Source organism: Microbacterium meiriae, assembly GCF_025143875.1.
GTDB lineage: Bacteria > Actinomycetota > Actinomycetes > Actinomycetales > Microbacteriaceae > Microbacterium > Microbacterium meiriae.
Window position 1 is genome coordinate 1 of record NZ_JAMBDU010000043.1, and the last position, 17355, is coordinate 17355.

The 17355-nt window shown below is 70.8% G+C and carries 18 protein-coding genes; 9 read left to right on the forward strand and 9 right to left on the reverse strand.

Going from position 1 to position 17355, the window contains the following annotated elements; genetic code table 11:
- Positions 1–58: 58 nt before the first annotated feature.
- Together M4D53_RS17115 and M4D53_RS17120 are read right to left on the reverse strand one after the other, a co-directional pair.
- Complete coding sequence (locus tag M4D53_RS17115) at positions 59–1384, reverse strand: coiled-coil domain-containing protein (RefSeq protein ID WP_259955246.1); 1326 nt, start codon at positions 1382–1384, stop codon at positions 59–61.
- A gap of 72 nt (positions 1385–1456) precedes the next feature.
- A complete protein-coding gene (locus tag M4D53_RS17120; RefSeq protein WP_187663731.1) occupies positions 1457–2089 on the reverse strand; it encodes a PadR family transcriptional regulator in 633 nt (210 codons plus the stop codon).
- A gap of 190 nt (positions 2090–2279) precedes the next feature.
- Between M4D53_RS17120 and secA the strand changes: the two genes are divergently transcribed.
- Positions 2280–5084, forward strand: a complete 2805-nt coding sequence (gene secA / locus M4D53_RS17125; RefSeq protein WP_187663732.1) for a preprotein translocase subunit SecA — start codon at positions 2280–2282, stop codon at positions 5082–5084.
- Positions 5085–5151: 67 nt separating this feature from the next.
- Complete coding sequence (locus tag M4D53_RS17130) at positions 5152–6378, forward strand: pyridoxal phosphate-dependent aminotransferase (RefSeq protein WP_259955247.1); 1227 nt, start codon at positions 5152–5154, stop codon at positions 6376–6378.
- Here M4D53_RS17130 and M4D53_RS17135 read toward each other — a convergent pair.
- The gene (locus M4D53_RS17135) at positions 6269–7549 is read right to left on the reverse strand and encodes a CpaE/TadZ family protein (protein WP_259955248.1); all 1281 of its coding nucleotides are present in this window, start codon (positions 7547–7549) and stop codon (positions 6269–6271) included. The genes M4D53_RS17130 and M4D53_RS17135 overlap by 110 nt on opposite strands.
- Positions 7546–8166 carry an SAF domain-containing protein gene (locus M4D53_RS17140; RefSeq protein ID WP_259955249.1) on the reverse strand — a complete coding sequence of 207 codons (621 nt, stop codon included), beginning with the start codon at positions 8164–8166 and terminating at the stop codon, positions 7546–7548. Before M4D53_RS17140 ends, M4D53_RS17135 begins: the two co-directional genes overlap by 4 nt.
- Positions 8167–8264: 98 nt before the next feature.
- On the opposite strand from M4D53_RS17140, the gene M4D53_RS17145 reads away from it, so the two are divergent.
- Positions 8265–8543, forward strand: coding sequence for a helix-turn-helix domain-containing protein (locus tag M4D53_RS17145; protein ID WP_259955251.1), 279 nt, complete (start codon positions 8265–8267; stop codon positions 8541–8543).
- A 3-nt stretch (positions 8544–8546) separates the two neighbouring features.
- On the opposite strand, the gene M4D53_RS17150 is transcribed toward M4D53_RS17145, so the two are convergent.
- Complete coding sequence (locus M4D53_RS17150; RefSeq protein ID WP_259955253.1) at positions 8547–9161, reverse strand: hypothetical protein; 615 nt, start codon at positions 9159–9161, stop codon at positions 8547–8549.
- Positions 9162–9346: 185 nt separating this feature from the next.
- Between M4D53_RS17150 and M4D53_RS17155 the strand changes: the two genes are divergently transcribed.
- Positions 9347–9733, forward strand: a complete 387-nt coding sequence (locus M4D53_RS17155) for an Rv3235 family protein (RefSeq protein WP_187663737.1) — start codon at positions 9347–9349, stop codon at positions 9731–9733.
- Between the two features lie 24 nt (positions 9734–9757).
- Positions 9758–11242 (forward strand): sensor histidine kinase, encoded by a 1485-nt coding sequence (locus M4D53_RS17160; RefSeq protein WP_187663738.1) that lies wholly within the window; start codon positions 9758–9760, stop codon positions 11240–11242.
- Between the two features lie 59 nt (positions 11243–11301).
- Here the strand turns inward: M4D53_RS17160 and M4D53_RS17165 are convergent, their stop codons facing one another.
- Positions 11302–11550: a WhiB family transcriptional regulator gene (locus M4D53_RS17165; RefSeq protein WP_017203224.1), complete on the reverse strand. Its 249-nt coding sequence runs from the start codon at positions 11548–11550 to the stop codon at positions 11302–11304.
- A gap of 229 nt (positions 11551–11779) precedes the next feature.
- Here M4D53_RS17165 and M4D53_RS17170 point away from each other — a divergent pair, with 229 nt between their 5' ends.
- Entirely contained in the window at positions 11780–12166 is a 387-nt protein-coding gene (locus M4D53_RS17170; protein ID WP_187663739.1) for a hypothetical protein, read from the forward strand.
- Positions 12167–12181: 15 nt separating this feature from the next.
- Here M4D53_RS17170 and bcp read toward each other — a convergent pair whose 3' ends face one another.
- Genes bcp through aroA form a run of 3 tightly spaced genes read right to left on the reverse strand, consistent with a single transcriptional unit; the run spans position 12182 to position 15055 of the window.
- Positions 12182–12655: a thioredoxin-dependent thiol peroxidase gene (gene bcp / locus M4D53_RS17175; RefSeq protein ID WP_259955259.1), complete on the reverse strand. Its 474-nt coding sequence runs from the start codon at positions 12653–12655 to the stop codon at positions 12182–12184.
- A 9-nt stretch (positions 12656–12664) separates the two neighbouring features.
- Positions 12665–13735 (reverse strand): ribosome small subunit-dependent GTPase A, encoded by a 1071-nt coding sequence (gene rsgA / locus M4D53_RS17180; RefSeq protein ID WP_259955260.1) that lies wholly within the window; start codon positions 13733–13735, stop codon positions 12665–12667.
- A gap of 3 nt (positions 13736–13738) precedes the next feature.
- Positions 13739–15055, reverse strand: a complete 1317-nt coding sequence (aroA, locus tag M4D53_RS17185) for a 3-phosphoshikimate 1-carboxyvinyltransferase (protein ID WP_259955261.1) — start codon at positions 15053–15055, stop codon at positions 13739–13741.
- A gap of 66 nt (positions 15056–15121) precedes the next feature.
- On the opposite strand from aroA, the gene M4D53_RS17190 reads away from it, so the two are divergent.
- From M4D53_RS17190 to M4D53_RS17200, 3 genes are all read left to right on the forward strand, one after another.
- Positions 15122–15784: a sigma-70 family RNA polymerase sigma factor gene (locus M4D53_RS17190; protein WP_025103063.1), complete on the forward strand. Its 663-nt coding sequence runs from the start codon at positions 15122–15124 to the stop codon at positions 15782–15784.
- Positions 15781–16026 (forward strand): zf-HC2 domain-containing protein, encoded by a 246-nt coding sequence (locus M4D53_RS17195; RefSeq protein ID WP_259955262.1) that lies wholly within the window; start codon positions 15781–15783, stop codon positions 16024–16026. Before M4D53_RS17190 ends, M4D53_RS17195 begins: the two co-directional genes overlap by 4 nt.
- 50 nt (positions 16027–16076) lie before the next feature.
- A partial coding sequence (locus M4D53_RS17200; protein ID WP_259955263.1) for a GNAT family N-acetyltransferase occupies positions 16077–17355 on the forward strand: 1279 nt, incomplete at its 3' end.

Sequence of the window (17355 nt, forward strand, 5' to 3'; positions counted from 1 at the left end):
CCCCCCCGGGCCCCAGCCCGCGGGCGAGGGGGCCGTTCTCGTGTGAAGCTCGGGGGCGTCAGTCGAAGATGCCGTCCAGGAGGCTGCCGATGACGAGCCCGCCGAGGATACCGGAGGCGAGGTCGCCACCGCCCATGCCGCCGCCGCGACGGGGGCCGCCGCCCCAGCCCCCGCCCCAGTCCTGGTCCTGCGGGCGCGAGGAGTCGATGTCCCGCTGTGCGAGCTGGAGAGCTTCCGCGGCGAGGTGGGCCACTCTGCGGGCCTGCGCCAGGGCCGCCTCGCGCGTCTCCTCGGCGGGCAGGAGAGCCGGAAGGTCGACGCGGAGCCGCTCGGCCTCGGCCAGACGCGTGCGGGCGTCGGCGCCGATCCATCCGCGGTGGCCGGCGATGAGGCCGCGGGCGACCCCGAGCTGCCGGTCGGCGTCGTCCATCGCGTGCTGCACCTGTGCGATGGACGGCAGGGGGTTCTCGGCCCGGTGTCGCGCCGTGGCGATGGCGTGGTCGAGGCCCGCGTTCGCTTCGCGCAGCTGGGAGAGCTCCGCGAACGGATCGTTGGGCTGCCCCGAGGGGGTGAGCGCGGCCAGAGCCGCCTGCAGCCGCGCGACGGCTTCCGCCACGGCGGGCGTGGAAGGAGCGGTCCGCGCGGCGATGAGGTCGTTGCGGGAGTCGGCGATGACCTCGGCCAGCGTCGACTCGGCGCGCAGCGCCTCGATCTCGAAGTCCTCGACGGCATCGAGCAGGGCGCCGGCGCGGCGCGTCGCCTCGGTGGCCGTCTCCAGTGCGAGGTTCGCCTCCTCGTTCTGCTTCGCGGCACGACGGCGCTCCGAGATGTCGGCGCTGTGGGTGGCGAAGCGGATCAGCTGCTCCGCCTCGGCGGCGCTCGCGGTGATCTGATGCATGGCGGAGTCGGAGTAGCGGGCGGACAGCCGGGATACGGTCTCGTCCGTCTGTGGGATGCGGGCGCTCAGAGCCTCCGCGTCGGCGCGCACCTGCGCGATGATCTCGGGCGCTCGCCGCACCTTCGCGACCGACTCCGCGAGCACGGTGGTCTTCTCGTCGAGCAGGTCCTGGGCCCAGTCGCAGAGCTGCAGGATCCGCGCGTTCCGCGTGCGCAGTTCCTCATCGGTGTCCGGGATCTCGTCGTGGTTGAGCTGGTGGAGCTGGAACGCCTCCCGCAGGTGCGTCCGGACCGACAGCAGCGCGGCCTTGAGGTCGGACGTCAGGGACTCGCCGAGCTCGGCCTCCGCGAAGACGAGCTCGTCGGAGGTGGTGCGGATCCGCTCGTCGGCGGCGACGAGTGCCTGCTCCGCGCGTCGGGCGAGGTCCGCGTCCTGCGCGGCGAGTTCTTCCTGTTCGCGTTTGCGTCTACCCCAAAATCCAGCCATGTGCCGATCCTAGTTTCCCCGGCACCCGCGCGGGCTGAGCATCCGCTTCAGGCGAACGGCCCGCCGCGGAGCTCAGGCGGGCACCGCGACGGTGTCCTCGCCGCCGACGGCCAACGGCGTCGCCTTCGCCGGACGTCCCCTCTTGGGCCGTTCGGTGGTCAGTTCCAGCGCCATCTCGGGGTGCGGGTGCTGCGCGAGCCGCGCCTCCGCCTGATCGAGCCAGCGGAGCTCGGCTTCCGCCGCGCAGATGAGGGAGTCGAGGACGAGCGACCACGCGAGGTCCTCGGGGCTGCCCGCCGCGAGCCCGGGGGAGGGCGTGCGGCGCAGCTCGTCCAGCCGCTGCTGTGAGGCGTCCCGCTGGCTGCGGAGGATGGTCGCGGCATCCACTCCGGGCAGCGTGGCGGCGACCGCGAGTTTCACGGCGAGCTCCTCGCGCGTCGCCGGAGCGCGGAGCACCGGGGCGGCGAGCCAGCGCGCCGCCTCGGCCGAGCCCGCTGCGGTGATGTGCCAGTAGACATGGCCGTGGTCGTCGGCCTCCCCGCGCTGGACGAGGCCGTCGCGCTCGAGTCGCTCCAGGGTGTTGTAGATCTGGCCGACGTTGAGGGGCCAGGTCGACCCGGTCCGGCGGTCGAACTCGTGGCGCAGCTGGTAGCCGTAACAGGGGCCCTGATCGAGGATGGCGAGCAGGCTCTGGCGTACGGACATGGCCGGTCTCCCGAGGATGGTGGATGGAAAGCAGTGCCGAGTATATGCATACCCGGCAATTTCACTGACGCGGCGCGGCGGCCGCCCTTGCAGGCGACGTGGAGGTCACAGCCCGGTAACATGGCAAAGCATGCCTGTCGCTCGCCTCGCGACGACCGGCGAATGACCCAATGACAGGGAGATGACATCCGTGGCGAATCCTCTTGAGAAGCTGCTGCGTGCAGGTGAGGGGCGGATCATCCGCCGTCTGAACCAGGTGGTGAAGGCGGTGAACGCCCTCGAGGAGGACATCTCCCAGCTCACGGACGACGAGCTGCGCAACGAGACCGCCGAGCTGCGCGCCCGGTACGAGAAGGGCGAGACGCTCGACCAGCTCATGCCGGAGGCGTTCGCCGCGGTGCGCGAAGCCGCGAAGCGGACGCTCGGCATGCGCGCGTACGACGTGCAGATCATGGGTGGCGCGGCCCTGCACCTCGGCAACATCGCGGAGATGAAGACCGGTGAGGGCAAGACCCTCGTCGCGACCTTCCCCGCCTACCTGAACGCGATCGCGGGCGAGGGCGTGCACGTCATCACCGTGAACGACTTCCTCGCGAGCTACCAGGCGGAGCTCATGGGTCGTGTCTACCGCGCGCTCGGCATGACGACGGGCATCATCGTGTCCGGGCAGACACCCGCCGTGCGCCGCGAGCAGTACGCCGCCGACATCACCTACGGGACGAACAACGAGTTCGGCTTCGACTACCTCCGCGACAACATGGCCTGGCGCAAGGAGGACCTCGTCCAGCGCGAGCACTTCTTCGCGATCGTCGACGAGGTGGACTCCATCCTCATCGACGAGGCACGCACGCCTCTGATCATCTCCGGGCCGTCGTCCGGTGAGGCGAACCGCTGGTTCGCCGAGTTCGCCAAGATCGCGCGCACGCTCGTCGCCGGTGAGGACTACGAGGTCGACGAGAAGAAGCGCACCGTCGGCGTCCTGGAGCCCGGCATCGAGAAGGTCGAGGACTACCTCGGCATCGACAACCTCTACGAGTCGGCCAACACGCCGCTGATCTCGTTCCTGAACAACTCCATCAAGGCGCTCGCGCTCTTCAAGAAGGACACCGACTACGTCGTCATGAACGACGAGGTCATGATCGTCGACGAGCACACCGGCCGTATCCTCGTCGGCCGCCGCTACAACGAGGGCATCCACCAGGCGATCGAGGCGAAGGAGGGCGTGCCGGTCAAGGCCGAGAACCAGACCCTCGCCACCGTCACGCTGCAGAACTACTTCCGCCTCTACGACAAGCTCGCCGGCATGACCGGTACGGCCGAGACCGAGGCCGCCGAGTTCATGTCGACGTACAAGCTCGGCGTCATCCCGATCCCCACGAACAGGCCGATGATCCGCAAGGACCAGCCGGATCTCGTGTACAAGAACGAGGCGGCGAAGTTCGCGCAGGTCGTCGAGGACATCGCGGAGCGCCACGCGAGCGGTCAGCCCGTGCTCGTGGGCACCACCAGCGTCGAGAAGAGCGAATACCTGTCGCGGCTGCTCGCGAAGAAGGGCGTCAAGCACGAGGTCCTCAACGCGAAGAACCACGCGCGCGAGGCGGAGATCGTCGCCCGCGCCGGTCGGCTCGGTGCCGTGACGGTCGCGACGAACATGGCCGGTCGAGGCACGGACATCATGCTCGGTGGTAACGCCGAGTTCCTCGCGGTGCAGGAGCTGAAGGCGAAGGGGCTCGACCCGGTGGAGACGCCGGAGGAGTACGAGGTCGCCTGGGACGAGACCTACGAGGCGATGAAGAAGGTCGTCGAGGAGGAGGCCGAGAAGGTCATCGAGGCCGGTGGCCTCTATGTGCTCGGCACCGAGCGCCACGAGTCGCGCCGCATCGACAACCAGCTGCGCGGTCGTTCCGGCCGTCAGGGCGACCCGGGCGAGAGCCGCTTCTACCTGAGCCTCACCGACGACCTCATGCGTCTGTTCCAGTCGGGTGCCGCCGAGGCGATCCTGGCCCGCACGAACTTCCCGGACGATGTGCCGATCGAGTCGGGCCTCGTGTCCCGCGCGATCCGCAGCGCGCAGTCGCAGGTCGAGGCCCGCAACGCCGAGATGCGCAAGAACGTCCTCAAGTACGACGACGTCCTCAACCGTCAGCGTGAGGCGATCTACGCCGACCGTCGACAGATCCTCCAGGGCGACGACATCGCCGACCGGGTGCAGCACTTCATCGAGGACGCGATCAGCGGCGTCGTGCGCGATCACACCGGCGAGGGACACAACGAGAGCTGGGACTTCGACGCCCTCTGGACCGAGCTGAAGACGCTCTACCCGGTGAGCGTCACGATCGACGAGGTCGTCTCCGAGGCCGCAGGCCGCAAGGGCGGCATCACCGCCGAGGGTCTCACGCGCGAGCTGCTCTCGGACGCGAAGATCGCGTATGAGAAGCGCGAGGAGTCGCTGGGCGAGGCCGCGACCCGCGAGCTCGAGCGTCGCGTGGTCCTGCAGGTGCTCGACCGCCGCTGGCGCGACCACCTGTACGAGATGGACTACCTCAAGGACGGCATCGGCCTGCGGGCGATGGCGCAGCGTGACCCGCTCATCGAGTACCAGCGCGAGGGCTACGCGATGTTCCAGTCGATGATGGGCCAGATCAAGGAGGAGTCGGTCGGCTACCTCTACAACCTCGAGGTCGAGGTCCGTCGCGCGGGCGACGCCGAGACCGCGGAGGTCGAGGCGAAGGGCCTCGCCAACGACGGCGGAGAGCAGAGGCTGGAGTACTCGGCCGCCAACGACGCCGGAGAGGTCGAGGTCCGCAACGACCGGGGCCAGGTGCAGCAGGCCGCGACCGACCGGATGCGTCAGGCCGCCGCGCGCGCTCAGGCACCGCAGGCCGCCGAGCCCGAGGAGGCTCCGCGCGGGGCCTTCGGGCAGCGCACGGAGCAGAGCGCCCCGGCCGCGGGCAACCGCGAGCAGCGCCGCGCGCAGAGCAAGAAGAAGAAGTAGCCCCCGGGTGAGAAGGAGGGCCAGTCCGTGCGGATTGGCCCTCCTTTCGTCCCTGTAGGCTTGATCGATGACACCATCGCGCACCTTCGACCAGTCGTCGAAGCTCAAGAACGTCCTGTACGAGATCCGCGGAAACGCCCTCGTCGAGGCGGCGCGACTGGAAGCAGAGGGCCACCGGATCCTCAAGCTGAACACCGGCAATCCGGCGATCTTCGGGTTCGACGCCCCGCATCAGATCGTGCACGACATGCTCGCCGCGCTCCCCACGGCCCACGGCTACAGCGACAGCAAGGGCATCATCTCGGCTCGCCGCGCCGTCGTGAGCCGGTACGAGGAGATCGACGGGTTCCCGCGTTTCGATCCGGACGACGTCTACCTCGGCAACGGCGTCTCCGAGCTGATCACCATGACCATGCAGGCGCTGCTGGACGAAGGGGACGAGGTCCTCATCCCCGCTCCCGACTACCCGCTCTGGACGGCAATGACGAGCCTCGCCGGCGGCACCCCCGTGCACTACCTCTGCGACGAGGACGACGACTGGCAGCCCGACCCGGAGGACATCCGGTCGAAGATCACCCCGCGCACCAAGGCGCTCGTGATCATCAACCCGAACAACCCCACCGGCGTGGTCTACTCGCGGCAGGTGCTGGAGGGACTCGTGCAGATCGCGCGGGAGCACCAGCTCCTCATCCTCTCCGACGAGATCTACGACCGGATCCTCTTCGACGACGCGGTGCACATCCCGACGGCGACTCTCGCCCCTGATCTTCTCTGCCTCACCTTCAACGGACTGTCCAAGACCTACCGCGTCGCCGGCTACCGCTCCGGGTGGATGGTCGTCACGGGTCCCCAGGACCATGCCAAGGGGTTCATCGAGGGGATCACCCTGCTGGCGTCGACCCGGCTCTGCCCGAACGTCCCTGCCCAGCATGCCGTGCAGGCGGCGCTGTCCGGAGTCCAGTCGATCGACGCCCTCATCGCCCCGACGGGGCGTCTTCACGAGCAGCGCGACATCGCCTGGGAAGGGTTGGAGGCCATTCCCGGCGTCTCCTGCGTGAAGCCCCAGGGCGCTCTCTACGCGTTCCCCCGACTGGACCCGAACGTGCACGAGATCCGCGATGACGCCAAACTCGTCTACGACCTGCTCGTCTCGGAGCACATCCTCCTCGTGCAGGGCACCGGGTTCAACTGGCCGACGCCTGATCACCTGCGGCTCGTGACCCTGCCAGAGCCGCGAGTGCTGAGCGAAGCCGTCGAGCGCCTCGGGAACTTCCTGTCGAGCTACCGCCAGTAGTCGTCGGGGGGGCGGACGGCTCGAGACCGGCCGCGAGCCGACGGACGGCAGCGACGAGCGCCGACCGCGGCGCGACGTCCGAGATCGGCCGGGCATGGAGGAGAGCCGCGTCGACGGCGCGCCGATCCAGGGGAAGGAAGACGATGTCGGTGAGCCCGGCGAACCGCTCCAGCGTGCGACGGATCTGACTCCGGGCATCGAGGCCGAGGGGGCCGGGACGGACCTGGTTCACGACCACCGTCACCGGCGTCTGGCCCACGAGGCGCCGGAGCTCGGCGTGGTCGCGGAGGAATCGGCTGATCCCCAACGGATCCGCTGCCGCCACCGCCACGACCCGGTCCGCCTCGCTCAGCGCTGCGACGGTCGCCGCGTGCCGCCGCGGGCCGACCACGTCGTAGGTCGCCTCCTCGTCCGCGTCGACGGCGGCCGAGACGTCCACGACGGTCTCCTCCGTCCATGTCCGGCAGAGGGAGAGCGTCGCCCGGACCCGCGCATCGGACAGCTCCGGCCAGCGGTTGGGGCGGTTGAGCCCGGCCAGCACATCGACCTCGGCACCTCCGGCTGCGAGGCGGGTGGAGAGGCGGGTCAGTTCCGCCGGATCGAGCGCGCCGGCCTCGGCGCGACGGCAGGCGGCGGCGAGGCCCGGGGCGTCATCGTCCATCCCGAGGAGCAGCGCGAGAGCGGGGGCCACGGTGTCCGCATCGACCAGCGCCGTCCGGCGTCCGCGGCGCGCCAGCTCCACGGCGAGCTGGACGGCGACCGTCGACCGCCCCGGCGCCCCGTGCGGACCCCAGACGGCGATGACCCGGGGCGGAGCCGACGGAGCCGGGGCGACGGGCTGAAGGTCGGCGGACAGTGCCGCCGCGATCTCCCACCCCGCTGCGTCCGCGCGCAGGGGAGGGGCGAGGCCCATCCGTATCGCGGCGCGACCGTCCGCGCCTCCGAGTGTGAGGACGCGGATGCCGGCGCGGTCGCACGTGGACAGCAGTTCGGTGGTCAGCACAGCCCTGCTCGCGGGAACGACGACGGCCTCCACCTCCGGATGCAGACGAGACGTGATCATCGCCGCGGAGGCGGAGGGGATGCTGGCGGCCGAGACGCCCTCCCACTCCAGCTCGGCGACCAGCTCGTCGGCCCGCGGCGCGGCCACCGCGATGAGGACGACGCTCACGACCCTGCCCCGACCGGGACCACGGAGAGTGCCGCACCGCCGGTGACCGCGGCGAGGACCGCCGCGACATCGCTCCGGTCGATCACGATCTCCAGCTCCGCGGTGGTGTCCGCCAGGAGCCCCTCCCGCTCGAGGACGGCACGCACGACGACGTCTCCGACGAGGATGCGGGGCTCGTCATAGGAGCGCCCGTCCTCGCGCAGGGGCGCCTGCCAGATCTCGACCTCGGTTCCGGCCTCCACGTCTTCGGGAAGGCCCACGCTGCTCGCGACGACGACCGTCGTCGTACGGCTGTCCGCTGCCGTCGTCATCGCCGTCCTGGGCACCAGCTCGCCCTCCGATAGCGTCCGGGCCGCGACCTGGCCCGTGTCGAGCTGGCCTGGCCGGACGTACTCGTCGGACACGGCCCCCAGCGCCACATCGACGGTCGCGAAGTCGGAGGCGCGGAGGACTTCTCCGCGGACGCTCGTGCGCTGCGCCTGAAGCACCGGCGTCGCCTGATCGGATGAGGTGAGCACGAACCAGACGCCGGCCATCGACGCCAGGACGAGCACGATGCCCACCGCGAAGCGGGCATCTCCGCGGAAGCGACGAGGGGAACGGGAGAGCGGGGCCATGGCGATATGGTCACAGAAGCGGCCACCAGGGCCGTCGAGTTATCCACAAGCTCTCGCCACCCCGCACCTCCTCCGCCCTGCGCGCCCAGAATGAGGGCATGACACCCCCGCACCCGCACACCCCCCGTTTCCTCGCGCCTGCGCAGGTGGCAGAGCTGCTGAGCATCGATGTGGACGAGGTGATCGCGCTCGTCCATGCCGGAGACCTTCGCGGCGCCCCCCTCGGTGCGCCCGCGCGCTGGCGCATCGAGGAGTCGAGCATCGAGGAGTACCTGGCCGCGCAGGTGGAGGAGGCGCGGCGGATGGCCCTGTGGCGGCAGTCGCAGGCCGCGAGCTTCCCCGAGCTGTGGGGACCCGCCGCGTCACGGCGTCCCTGATCGTCAGAGAGTCGGAGCTCCCTGCACGCGGATCGCGGCGAGGGCGGCGTACGGCACGATCCGGAAGCCCCGTACCGCGTCGGCCCGGCGGGTGGCGCCGCTGTCGTGCTCGGCGAGATCGAGGTGGTCGGCGGCGGCGCGATCGATGGTTCCGTGGAGATCGTCGCCGACGAGGAGGCGGAGCTGCACCGGAAGACGGCGACGCGCGAGGTCGCGGAGGGCGAACCCCAAGGTCATCCGTTCGCGGAGCCTGGTCGCTCCACCGTTCGTGTCGTCGGCGAGGCTGCCCAGCATCGATCCGTGGTCGAGCGTGAGTCCGAGCACGGATGTCATCGGGATCAGCAGCATGGAGCTCGGCACGCGCGCGCCCTGGGGCACGCGCGAGACGGCGGCGAGCCAGTCCACGCCCAGGGACCGCAGGCCGACGGGCAGGTGAGCCCCGTCGACGAGGTGGAGTGTCGCTTCGATGTTCGCGGCGCACAGATGGCGCAATCGAGCGCGCAGGTCGAGTCGAGCGATGCGGAGTCGCTCGGACTCGGCGTCGCGGGCGGCGCGTTCCGCCTCCCACTCCGCGGCGAGCTGTCCTTCCAGGTCGTCGAAGAGGGAATCCCAGTGCACCCGACCGAGCGTAGGGGCGGACATCGTGTCGTCCGAGTTATCCACATCCGCGCGGACGGTCGCCCCGGCCCTCGCCCGAAGCGCGGAATCTACGGGTTGTCCACAGACCTCCTCCTGCGCCGACCGTGCCGTACCGGGAACGTGTTCTACTGACGGCTCGCCGACGCCTCCGAGGGGAGATCGAGATGATGCTGGCCGAGTACTTCGGACCGCAGCCCACTCCGGCCGATGAGCTTCCGGACCCCGTGCTCCTCGTGCGGAGCCTCACCCAGGGGGCGCTCGAGGCCCTCGCCGGAGTGCGGGAGGTGGATCAGCTCGCCCGCTGGTTCAGCGAGGAGGCGTACCGCAGCGTCGTCACCAGGGCCAACCTCGCCGCCCGCGCGCGCAGTGCTCGCGGTGTCGCGCCGACCCGACCCACCTTCGTCATCCGGACGGTGCGGGTGACGCACCCGCGGGACGGCATCGTCGAGGCGGTCGTCGTGGTCGCGGGCCCGGGGCGCACCCGTGCCGTGGCCATCCGACTCGAGGGGCTGGACCGACGGTGGCGCGCGACGTCGCTCGCCATCCTCTGAGGCGGGGGAGCCTAGGCTGGTGAGGTGTCAACCCTCAGTGATCTCGCCCAGGCCCAGGGCCTTCTGACCGACGACGACGTGGAGTGGCTGCACCGGCTCGCCGGTGACGGACAGCTCCTCGCGGACCTCGCCTCCGCCGATATCGTCCTGTGGATCCAGACGGACGACGGCTCGTTCGTCGCCGTCGCTCACGCGCGACCGAGCGGTGCGGCGACGCTCTTCTACCGGGACATCGTCGGGGAGCGGGTGCGCCCGCAGTGGCGCACGCAGGTGCACGGCGCTTTCGAGTCGGCGGAGATCGTCGACTCGTCCTCGCCCGACTGGTTCGAGGAGACACCGACCAGGGTGCGCGCGGTCCCGATCGTGATCGAGCGGCGCGGCGAGGACAAGGCTCCGCGCGTGATCGGGGTGGTGACGCGGCACACCAACCTCGGGGAGGTCCGCACGCCGTCGCGTCAGCAGATCACCTTCGACGAGTGTGCCAACGACCTGTTCCGCATGATCGCGGACGGCAGCTTCCCCGACCCCGCAGCGCCGACATCGCCGCGCCGCGGTGCGCCTCGGGCATCGGACGGTCTCATCCGGATCGACGTGGACGGCATCACGACCTTCGCCAGCCCCAACGCCCTGTCCGCGTTCAATCGGATGGGCTTCGACGACGAGCTGGAGGGCGAGTCCCTGGCCGAGGTGACCACCCGGCTCGTACCGCCGTCCCGCCAGGTGGACGAGTCGCTGCCCGTGGTGGTCACGGGGCGGGCGCCCTGGCGGACCGACATCGAGGCGCGGGGGGTGACGGTCTCCCTCCGTGCCATCCCCCTGAAGGATCACGGCACCCGCATCGGGGCGATCGTGCTCTGCCGCGACGTCTCGGAGCTGCGCCACCAGGAGCAGGAGCTCATCACCAAGGACGCGACGATCCGCGAGATCCACCACCGGGTCAAGAACAATCTGCAGACGGTGGCGTCCCTGCTCCGGATCCAGGCGCGACGCACGCACTCCGACGAGGCGCGGGATGCTCTCACGCAGGCCATGCGCCGCGTCGATGCGATCGCGGTCGTCCACGACACCCTCGCTCAGGGCCTCACGCAGAAGGTCGACTTCGACGAGGTCTTCCATCGTGTCCTCAAGCTCGTCGCCGAGGTGGCGTCGGCTCCCAACACGCGGGCCCGCACGCAGTCGACGGGACACTTCGGCGTGCTCCCGAGCGAATACGCCACGCCGCTCGCCCTCGCCCTGACGGAGGTGGTCACGAACGCGGTGGAGCATGGCCTCGCCGGGCAGGAGGGCGTCGTCACGATCGACGCGAAGCGCACCGAGGACAACCTCCGGGTGACGGTTCGCGATACCGGCCACGGGCTCCCGGAGGGCCGGATCGGTCAGGGCCTCGGCACGCAGATCATCCGCACGCTGATCCAGGGCGAGCTCGGCGGCACGATCGACTGGCGGGGGAGCGAGGGTGAGGGGACCGAGGTGGTCATCGACATCCCGCTGCGCTGGCTCGAGCGCTGACGCCTCGTCGGAACACGCAGAAGCGGCCTGAGACGGTGTCTCAGGCCGCTTCTCGGATCTCAGGAGGCGCGGCGGGCGCGGGCGGCGCGGCGCTTGAGCGCGCGGCGCTCGTCCTCGGACAGGCCGCCCCAGACGCCCGAGTCCTGGCTCGTCTCCAGGGCGTACTGCAGGCAGATCTCGGTGACCGTGCACGTCGCGCAGACGGTCTTCGCCTTCTCGATCTGGTCGACGGCCGGGCCGGTGTTGCCGACCGGGAAGAACAGTTCGGGGTCGACGGTCAGGCAGGCGGCCTTGTCACGCCAGTCCATGGGGGCTCCTCGGTGTGGATTTCATGAGATGTCGCGATGCGACCTCTCGATTCGGGCGACGGTTCGGGTTCCGCTACCCTGTTGAGATACGGGCGGATGCCCGCTGATTGTGATGCGAACGCGAACGTTCGCCCCACGCCGCTGTGGGAGCACATGACTTTCTCTATTCTGTTACATGAATACCCTGAAATCAAGGGTTTTCTCGTCATTCGATCCCCGGGAGGACCACGTGCGCGCACCGGGAATCGCCCGCGCCGCCGCCGCCGTCCTGGCCGTCGAAGCGGTCGCCCTGCTCGTCTTCGCGGCCATCGAGATGGCGGGACTCGGGGCAGGGGACGCCGCATCGCTGCCGACGGCCATCGCTCTCATCGTCCTGACCCTGATCGGTGCCGCGGCACTGGGAGCCTTCGCCTTCGGCACCCGCGCCGGGCGCTCCTGGGCGCGATCGGGCGGGGTGGTGTTCCAGGTCCTCGCGATCGCCCTGGCGCTCGGCGCCCTCACGCTGCCGCCGATCCCGTGGGTGTTCGTGCTCGGCCTCGGGGTTCCCGCCGTCGCCGGCTTCGCCCTCCTCATCGCGAGCGCACGCCGTGAGGGGACGAGGCGCGAAGCGGAGTGACTCCGCCGCGACGCGTCAGGCGTCGATGCCGAGCTGCTTGCGCAGACGCGCGACGTGGCCGGTGGCCTTCACGTTGTACTGGGCACTCGTGATGATGCCGTCCTCGTCGAGGACGAAGGTCGAGCGGATGACGCCTTCGACGACCTTGCCGTAGTTCATCTTCTCGCCCCAGGCGCCGTACGCCTCGTGCACCGCGTGGTCGGGGTCGCTGAGCAGCGGGAAGGTGAGACCGTCGCGGTCGCGGAAGGCGGCCAGCTTCGCAGGCTCGTCCCTCGAGACGCCGACGACCTGGTACCCGGCGCCCTGGAGCGAAGAGATGCTGTCGCGGAAGTCGCAGGCCTCGGTCGTGCACCCCGGGGTCATCGCCGCGGGGTAGAAGTACAGCACGGTCTTCGTGCCGCGCAGATCGGCCAGCCGGACGGTGTTCCCGTCCTGGTCGAGCAGAGCGAAGTCGGGGGCGGCGGTTCCGGTTTCCAGGCGTTCGGTCACGCCCCCAGCCTACCGTCCGGGCGGCTGCTCCGCCTTGTCGGCGAAGGTCTGCAGCAGCCGCTGCAGCGAGTCCAGCCGCGCCCGCCCCGTCTCGCTCAGCTCGCCGCGCTCCGCTGCCTCGATGAGGGCGCAGTCCGGCGCGTCCGGCAGGTGCGTGCAGCCGCGCGGGCAGTCCTCCGCGATGACGGCGAGCTCGGTGAAGGCGGCGAGGATGTTCGCGGGCTCGACGTGCCCCAGCCCGAAGGAGCGCACGCCGGGGGTGTCGATGACCCAGCCCGTGCCGCCTGGACCCTCGTAGCGGAGGGACACGGTGGAGGAGGAGGTGTGGCGTCCCCGGCCGGTGACCTGGTTCACGTGTCCGGTGGCGCGGCCCGCGGTCGGGACCAGGGCGTTCACCAGGGTCGACTTGCCCACGCCGGAGTGCCCGACGAAGACGGTCGAGTGGCCGATGAGCGCCGCGCCGATCTCGTCGACGGGCATCTCGTCCTGTGCGCTCGTGAAGACGCGGAGGTCGAGGCCGTCGAAGTGCGCGAGGAAGGGCGCCGGGTCGGCGAGATCGGTCTTCGTCACCACGAGGAGGGGGCGGATTCCGGCGTCGAGGGCCGCCACGAGGTAGCGGTCGACCAGGCGGGCACGCGGCTCGGGATCGGCCGCGGCGACGACGATGAGCATCTGGTCCGCGTTCGCCACGATCACCCGTTCGACCTCGTCGGTGTCGTCGGCGCTGCGACGCAGGAGCGAGGTCCGCTCGACGATCCCCACGATCCGCCCGAGCGTGCCCTCGTCTCCCGAGGTGTCGCCGACGACGCGGGCCTGGTCGCCCGTGACGATCGGCGTGCGCCGCAGCTCGCGGGCGCGGGCGGCGGTGATCGTGCGCTCCTGCGGGGTGTCCTCGTCGAGGAGTACGGAGTACCGGCCCCGGTCCACACCCAGGACGCGGCCGACCTGCGCGTCCTCGTGCGCGGGGCGCCGCTTGGTGCGCGGTCGGTTGGCCTTCGGGTTCGGGCGGGTCCGGATGCTGCTCTCGTCGTAGTCCTCGAAGTCGTCCTCGAGGTCGTCGGCGTCGTTCAGCCAGCTCACCCGTCAGCCTCGCAGCATCCGCTCCCAGAGCGTGGTGAACTCCGGGAGGGTCTTGGCGGTGGTGCCGATGTCGTCGATCACGACGTCGGGGACGCGGAGGCCGATGAGCGCGCCGGTCGTCGCCATCCGGTGGTCGTGGTGCGCCGCCCAGGAGCCACCGCGGAGCGGGCCCGGCACGATGCGGATGCCGTCGGGGAGCTCTTCGGCGGTCCCGCCCAGAGCGCGCAGGTTGCCGACGAGCGCCGCGATGCGATCGGTTTCGTGGAGGCGGATGTGGCCGATGCCCCGGATCGTCGTGGGGCCGTCGGCGAAGGCCGCGAGACCCACGAGGGTCGGCGTCAGCTCGCTGGCGGCGGAGAGGTCGAGATCGAGCCCGCGGATGCCGGAACCGGCGCGCACGGTGAGGACCCCGCCGTGACGGCTGACGTGGGCGCCTGCAGCCTGCAGGATCTCGGGCAGCAGCGCCCCGGGCTGGGTCGAGTGCGCCGGCCAGCCGGTGATCGCGACGGAGCCGCCGGTGACGAGCGCGGCCGCGAGGAACGGTGCCGCATTGGAGAGATCCGGCTCGATGGGGATCTCCTTGGCGCGGGGGACCCCGGCCTCCACCAGCCACTCGCCGACCGCGGGGCGCTCGATGCGGATGCCACGGCGGCTGAGGGCCTCGATGGTCATGTCGATGTGCGGCAGGCTCGGCAGCCGCTCGCCGGTGTGCACGAGGTGCAGGCCGACGTCGAAGCGTGGAGCGGCCAGAAGCAGCCCGGACACGAACTGGCTGGAGGCCGACGCGTCGATCTCCACGCGACCGCCGCGGATGTGACCGTGGCCGCGGATGGTGAACGGGAGGGCCCAGGTTCCCTCGTCGTCGATGTCGACGCCGAGGTCGCGCAGGGCGCTGATGAGCCCGCCCATGGGTCGGTGCAGAGCCGTCTCGTGCGCGGTGAGGTGGACGTCCTGCTCGGCGAGGCCGGCCAGCGGCGCGATGAAGCGCATGACGGTCCCGGCCTGGCCGCAGTCGATCGTCGTGCCGCCGCGGAGCTTGCCGGGCGTGATCACGAGGTCGGGACCGAACTCGTGGCCGGCGTCGACCTCCTCGATGCCGACGCCGAGCGCGCGGAGGGCCTCCACCATGCGCTGCGAATCGTCAGAGTGCAGCGGCGCGATCAGGCGGCCGGGGCCGTCCGCGATGGCCGCGATGAGGAGTTCGCGGTTGGTGAGGGACTTGGACCCGGGGATCGTGAGCTCGGCGTGGACCGGGCCGTCGATCGTGGGCGCGGGGTAGGCGCCCTGCACACGGGTGGGGGAATACCTTTTGGCGCTCATCGGTTCTCACCTTAGTAAACGCAACGCCGTCCTCGTGAGAGGCGGCTTCGGTGCGAAGGGAAGAGGATGCCTGCGACGCTGGAACGCGAGGTGATCGACCTCAGCCGCCTAGACTGGCCGGTGATGGACGACACCGCAACCGCAGCCACCGTCGGCGACCCTCGGCGCGAGTTCGAGGAGCAGGCGCTCCCCTTCATGGACCAGCTCTACGCCGCCGCGATGCGCATGACGCGCAATCCCGCGGACGCCGCCGATCTCGTGCAGGAGACCTTCGTCAAGGCCTACGGGTCGTGGTCGACCTTCGCGCAGGGAACGAACCTGAAGGCGTGGCTGTACCGGATCCTCACCAACACGTACATCAACATCTACCGGAAGCGGCAGCGCGAACCGTTCCAGGGCACCATCGACGAGCTCGAGGACTGGCAGCTCGGCGGCGCCGAGTCGACGACGGCCTCGCACAGCCGGTCGGCCGAAGCCGAGGCCATCGACCGCATGCCGGCGTCGGTCGTCAAGGACGCGCTGCAGGCGGTCCCGGAGGACTTCCGTCTCGCGGTGTACCTCGCCGACGTCGAGGGCTTCGCGTACCAGGAGATCGCCGACATCATGAAGACCCCCATCGGCACCGTCATGAGCCGTCTGCACCGTGGCAGGCGGATGCTGCGGGAGCTGCTGGCCGACTACGCGGCGGAGCGGGGAATCGCCGCGGCTGACCCGAGGAGCAAGAAATGAGCGACTGCGGCTGCGACAAGGCCCGTCAGGATCTGGAGGAGTACCTCCGCAATGAGGTGTGCAAGACGGAGCACGCCGAGATCAGCGAGCATCTGGAGAACTGCCCGGCGTGCCGGGACGAGGCTCTGGTGGCGACGACCCTCACCGAGGTCATCGCCCGTGCCTGCAAGGAGACCGCTCCCGAGGAGCTGCGCGACCAGGTGTTCGCCCGGCTGCGCGAGGTCCAGGCCGCACAGCACTGAGGCGCTGCGAGCGCGTGCGGGGCGTCGGAGACCGCCCGTAGGCTGTGTGCATGGCCCTCATCGATGCGCGCGGGATCCCCGCTGACCAGACCTCCGTCGACCGCCTCGCGGCACAGGACCTCGACTACCGGGTCCTCGATACGACGGACTCGGCGCGGGTGGCCGCGTTCCAGCGAGCGATGGCGCGCGGGTTCCTCGGCGCCGACCCCTCGGAGGCGGCTCGCGAGGAAGGCGTCGGCACCCTGAGGAGCCGGCGCAACATCGGCGTGTACGAGCCCGACACCCCGGCCGACCGTTTCCCCGTGGCGACCATCGACTCCTGGGTGACTCCGCTGACGATCCCCGGCGGTGAGATCGGCATGTGGGCGATCAGCGGAGTCACTGTGGCCGGCACCCATCGTCGTCGTGGCATCGCGCGGGCGCTGCTGGAGGGGGAGCTGCGCGCCGCCTCCGACGCCGGTCTCCCGGTCGCCGGGCTCACGGTGTCCGAGGCGACGATCTACGGACGGTACGGCTTCGGCTCTGCCGTCCCGGTGTCGCGGTTCACCGTCGACGTCCGCCGCGCCGGATGGGCGGGGCCCGGTCCCGCGGGCGGCGTCGAGTACCTCGAGCGCGAAGAGCTCGCGGCCGCGCTGGCGGAGGCGCACGAGCGGGCGCGTATCGCCCGATCGGGGCAGGTCCCCGGATGGCCGGCCCGCTGGGCGGGCATCAGCGGGCTCGCGAGCACAGACACCGACCGGGACCGGGTGCGCGGTATCCGCTATCGCGACGAGTCCGGGCAGGTGCGCGGCGTGATGGCGTTCCACCTCGCCGAGCGCGGGGGCACTTTCCGGTTCGCGCTGCACGTGCGTCTGCTCGTCGGCGAGACGGCGGAGGCGACGGCCGCATTGTGGCGATTCGCGCTGCAGCACGATCTCGTGGACGAGGTGACCGCCGACCTCCGTCCTCTCGACGACCCGCTGCCGTGGCTCGTCGGAGACCCGCGCGGGGTCACCCAGGAGGTGCACGACCACGGTTGGCTCCGCGTCCTGGACGTCCCCGCCGCGCTCACGGCCCGGTCCTACGCCGCGCCCCTGGACACGGTGCTCCGCATCGAGGACGCGCTCGGTTTCGCCGCGGGCACGTGGCGTCTGCGCATCGACGCCGAGGGGCGGGCGCGCGTCGAGGCGGCTCCGGATACCGGGGCGGACCTCGTCCTCGACGTCTCCGCGCTCTCGTCGATCTACGCAGGCAGTATCCGTGTCGCCGCGCTGCACGGTGCGGGCCGGATCGCCGGCGCGCCCGCGGCCGTCGAGGCCCTGGACCGCGCGTTCGTCGCCTTCCCGGCTC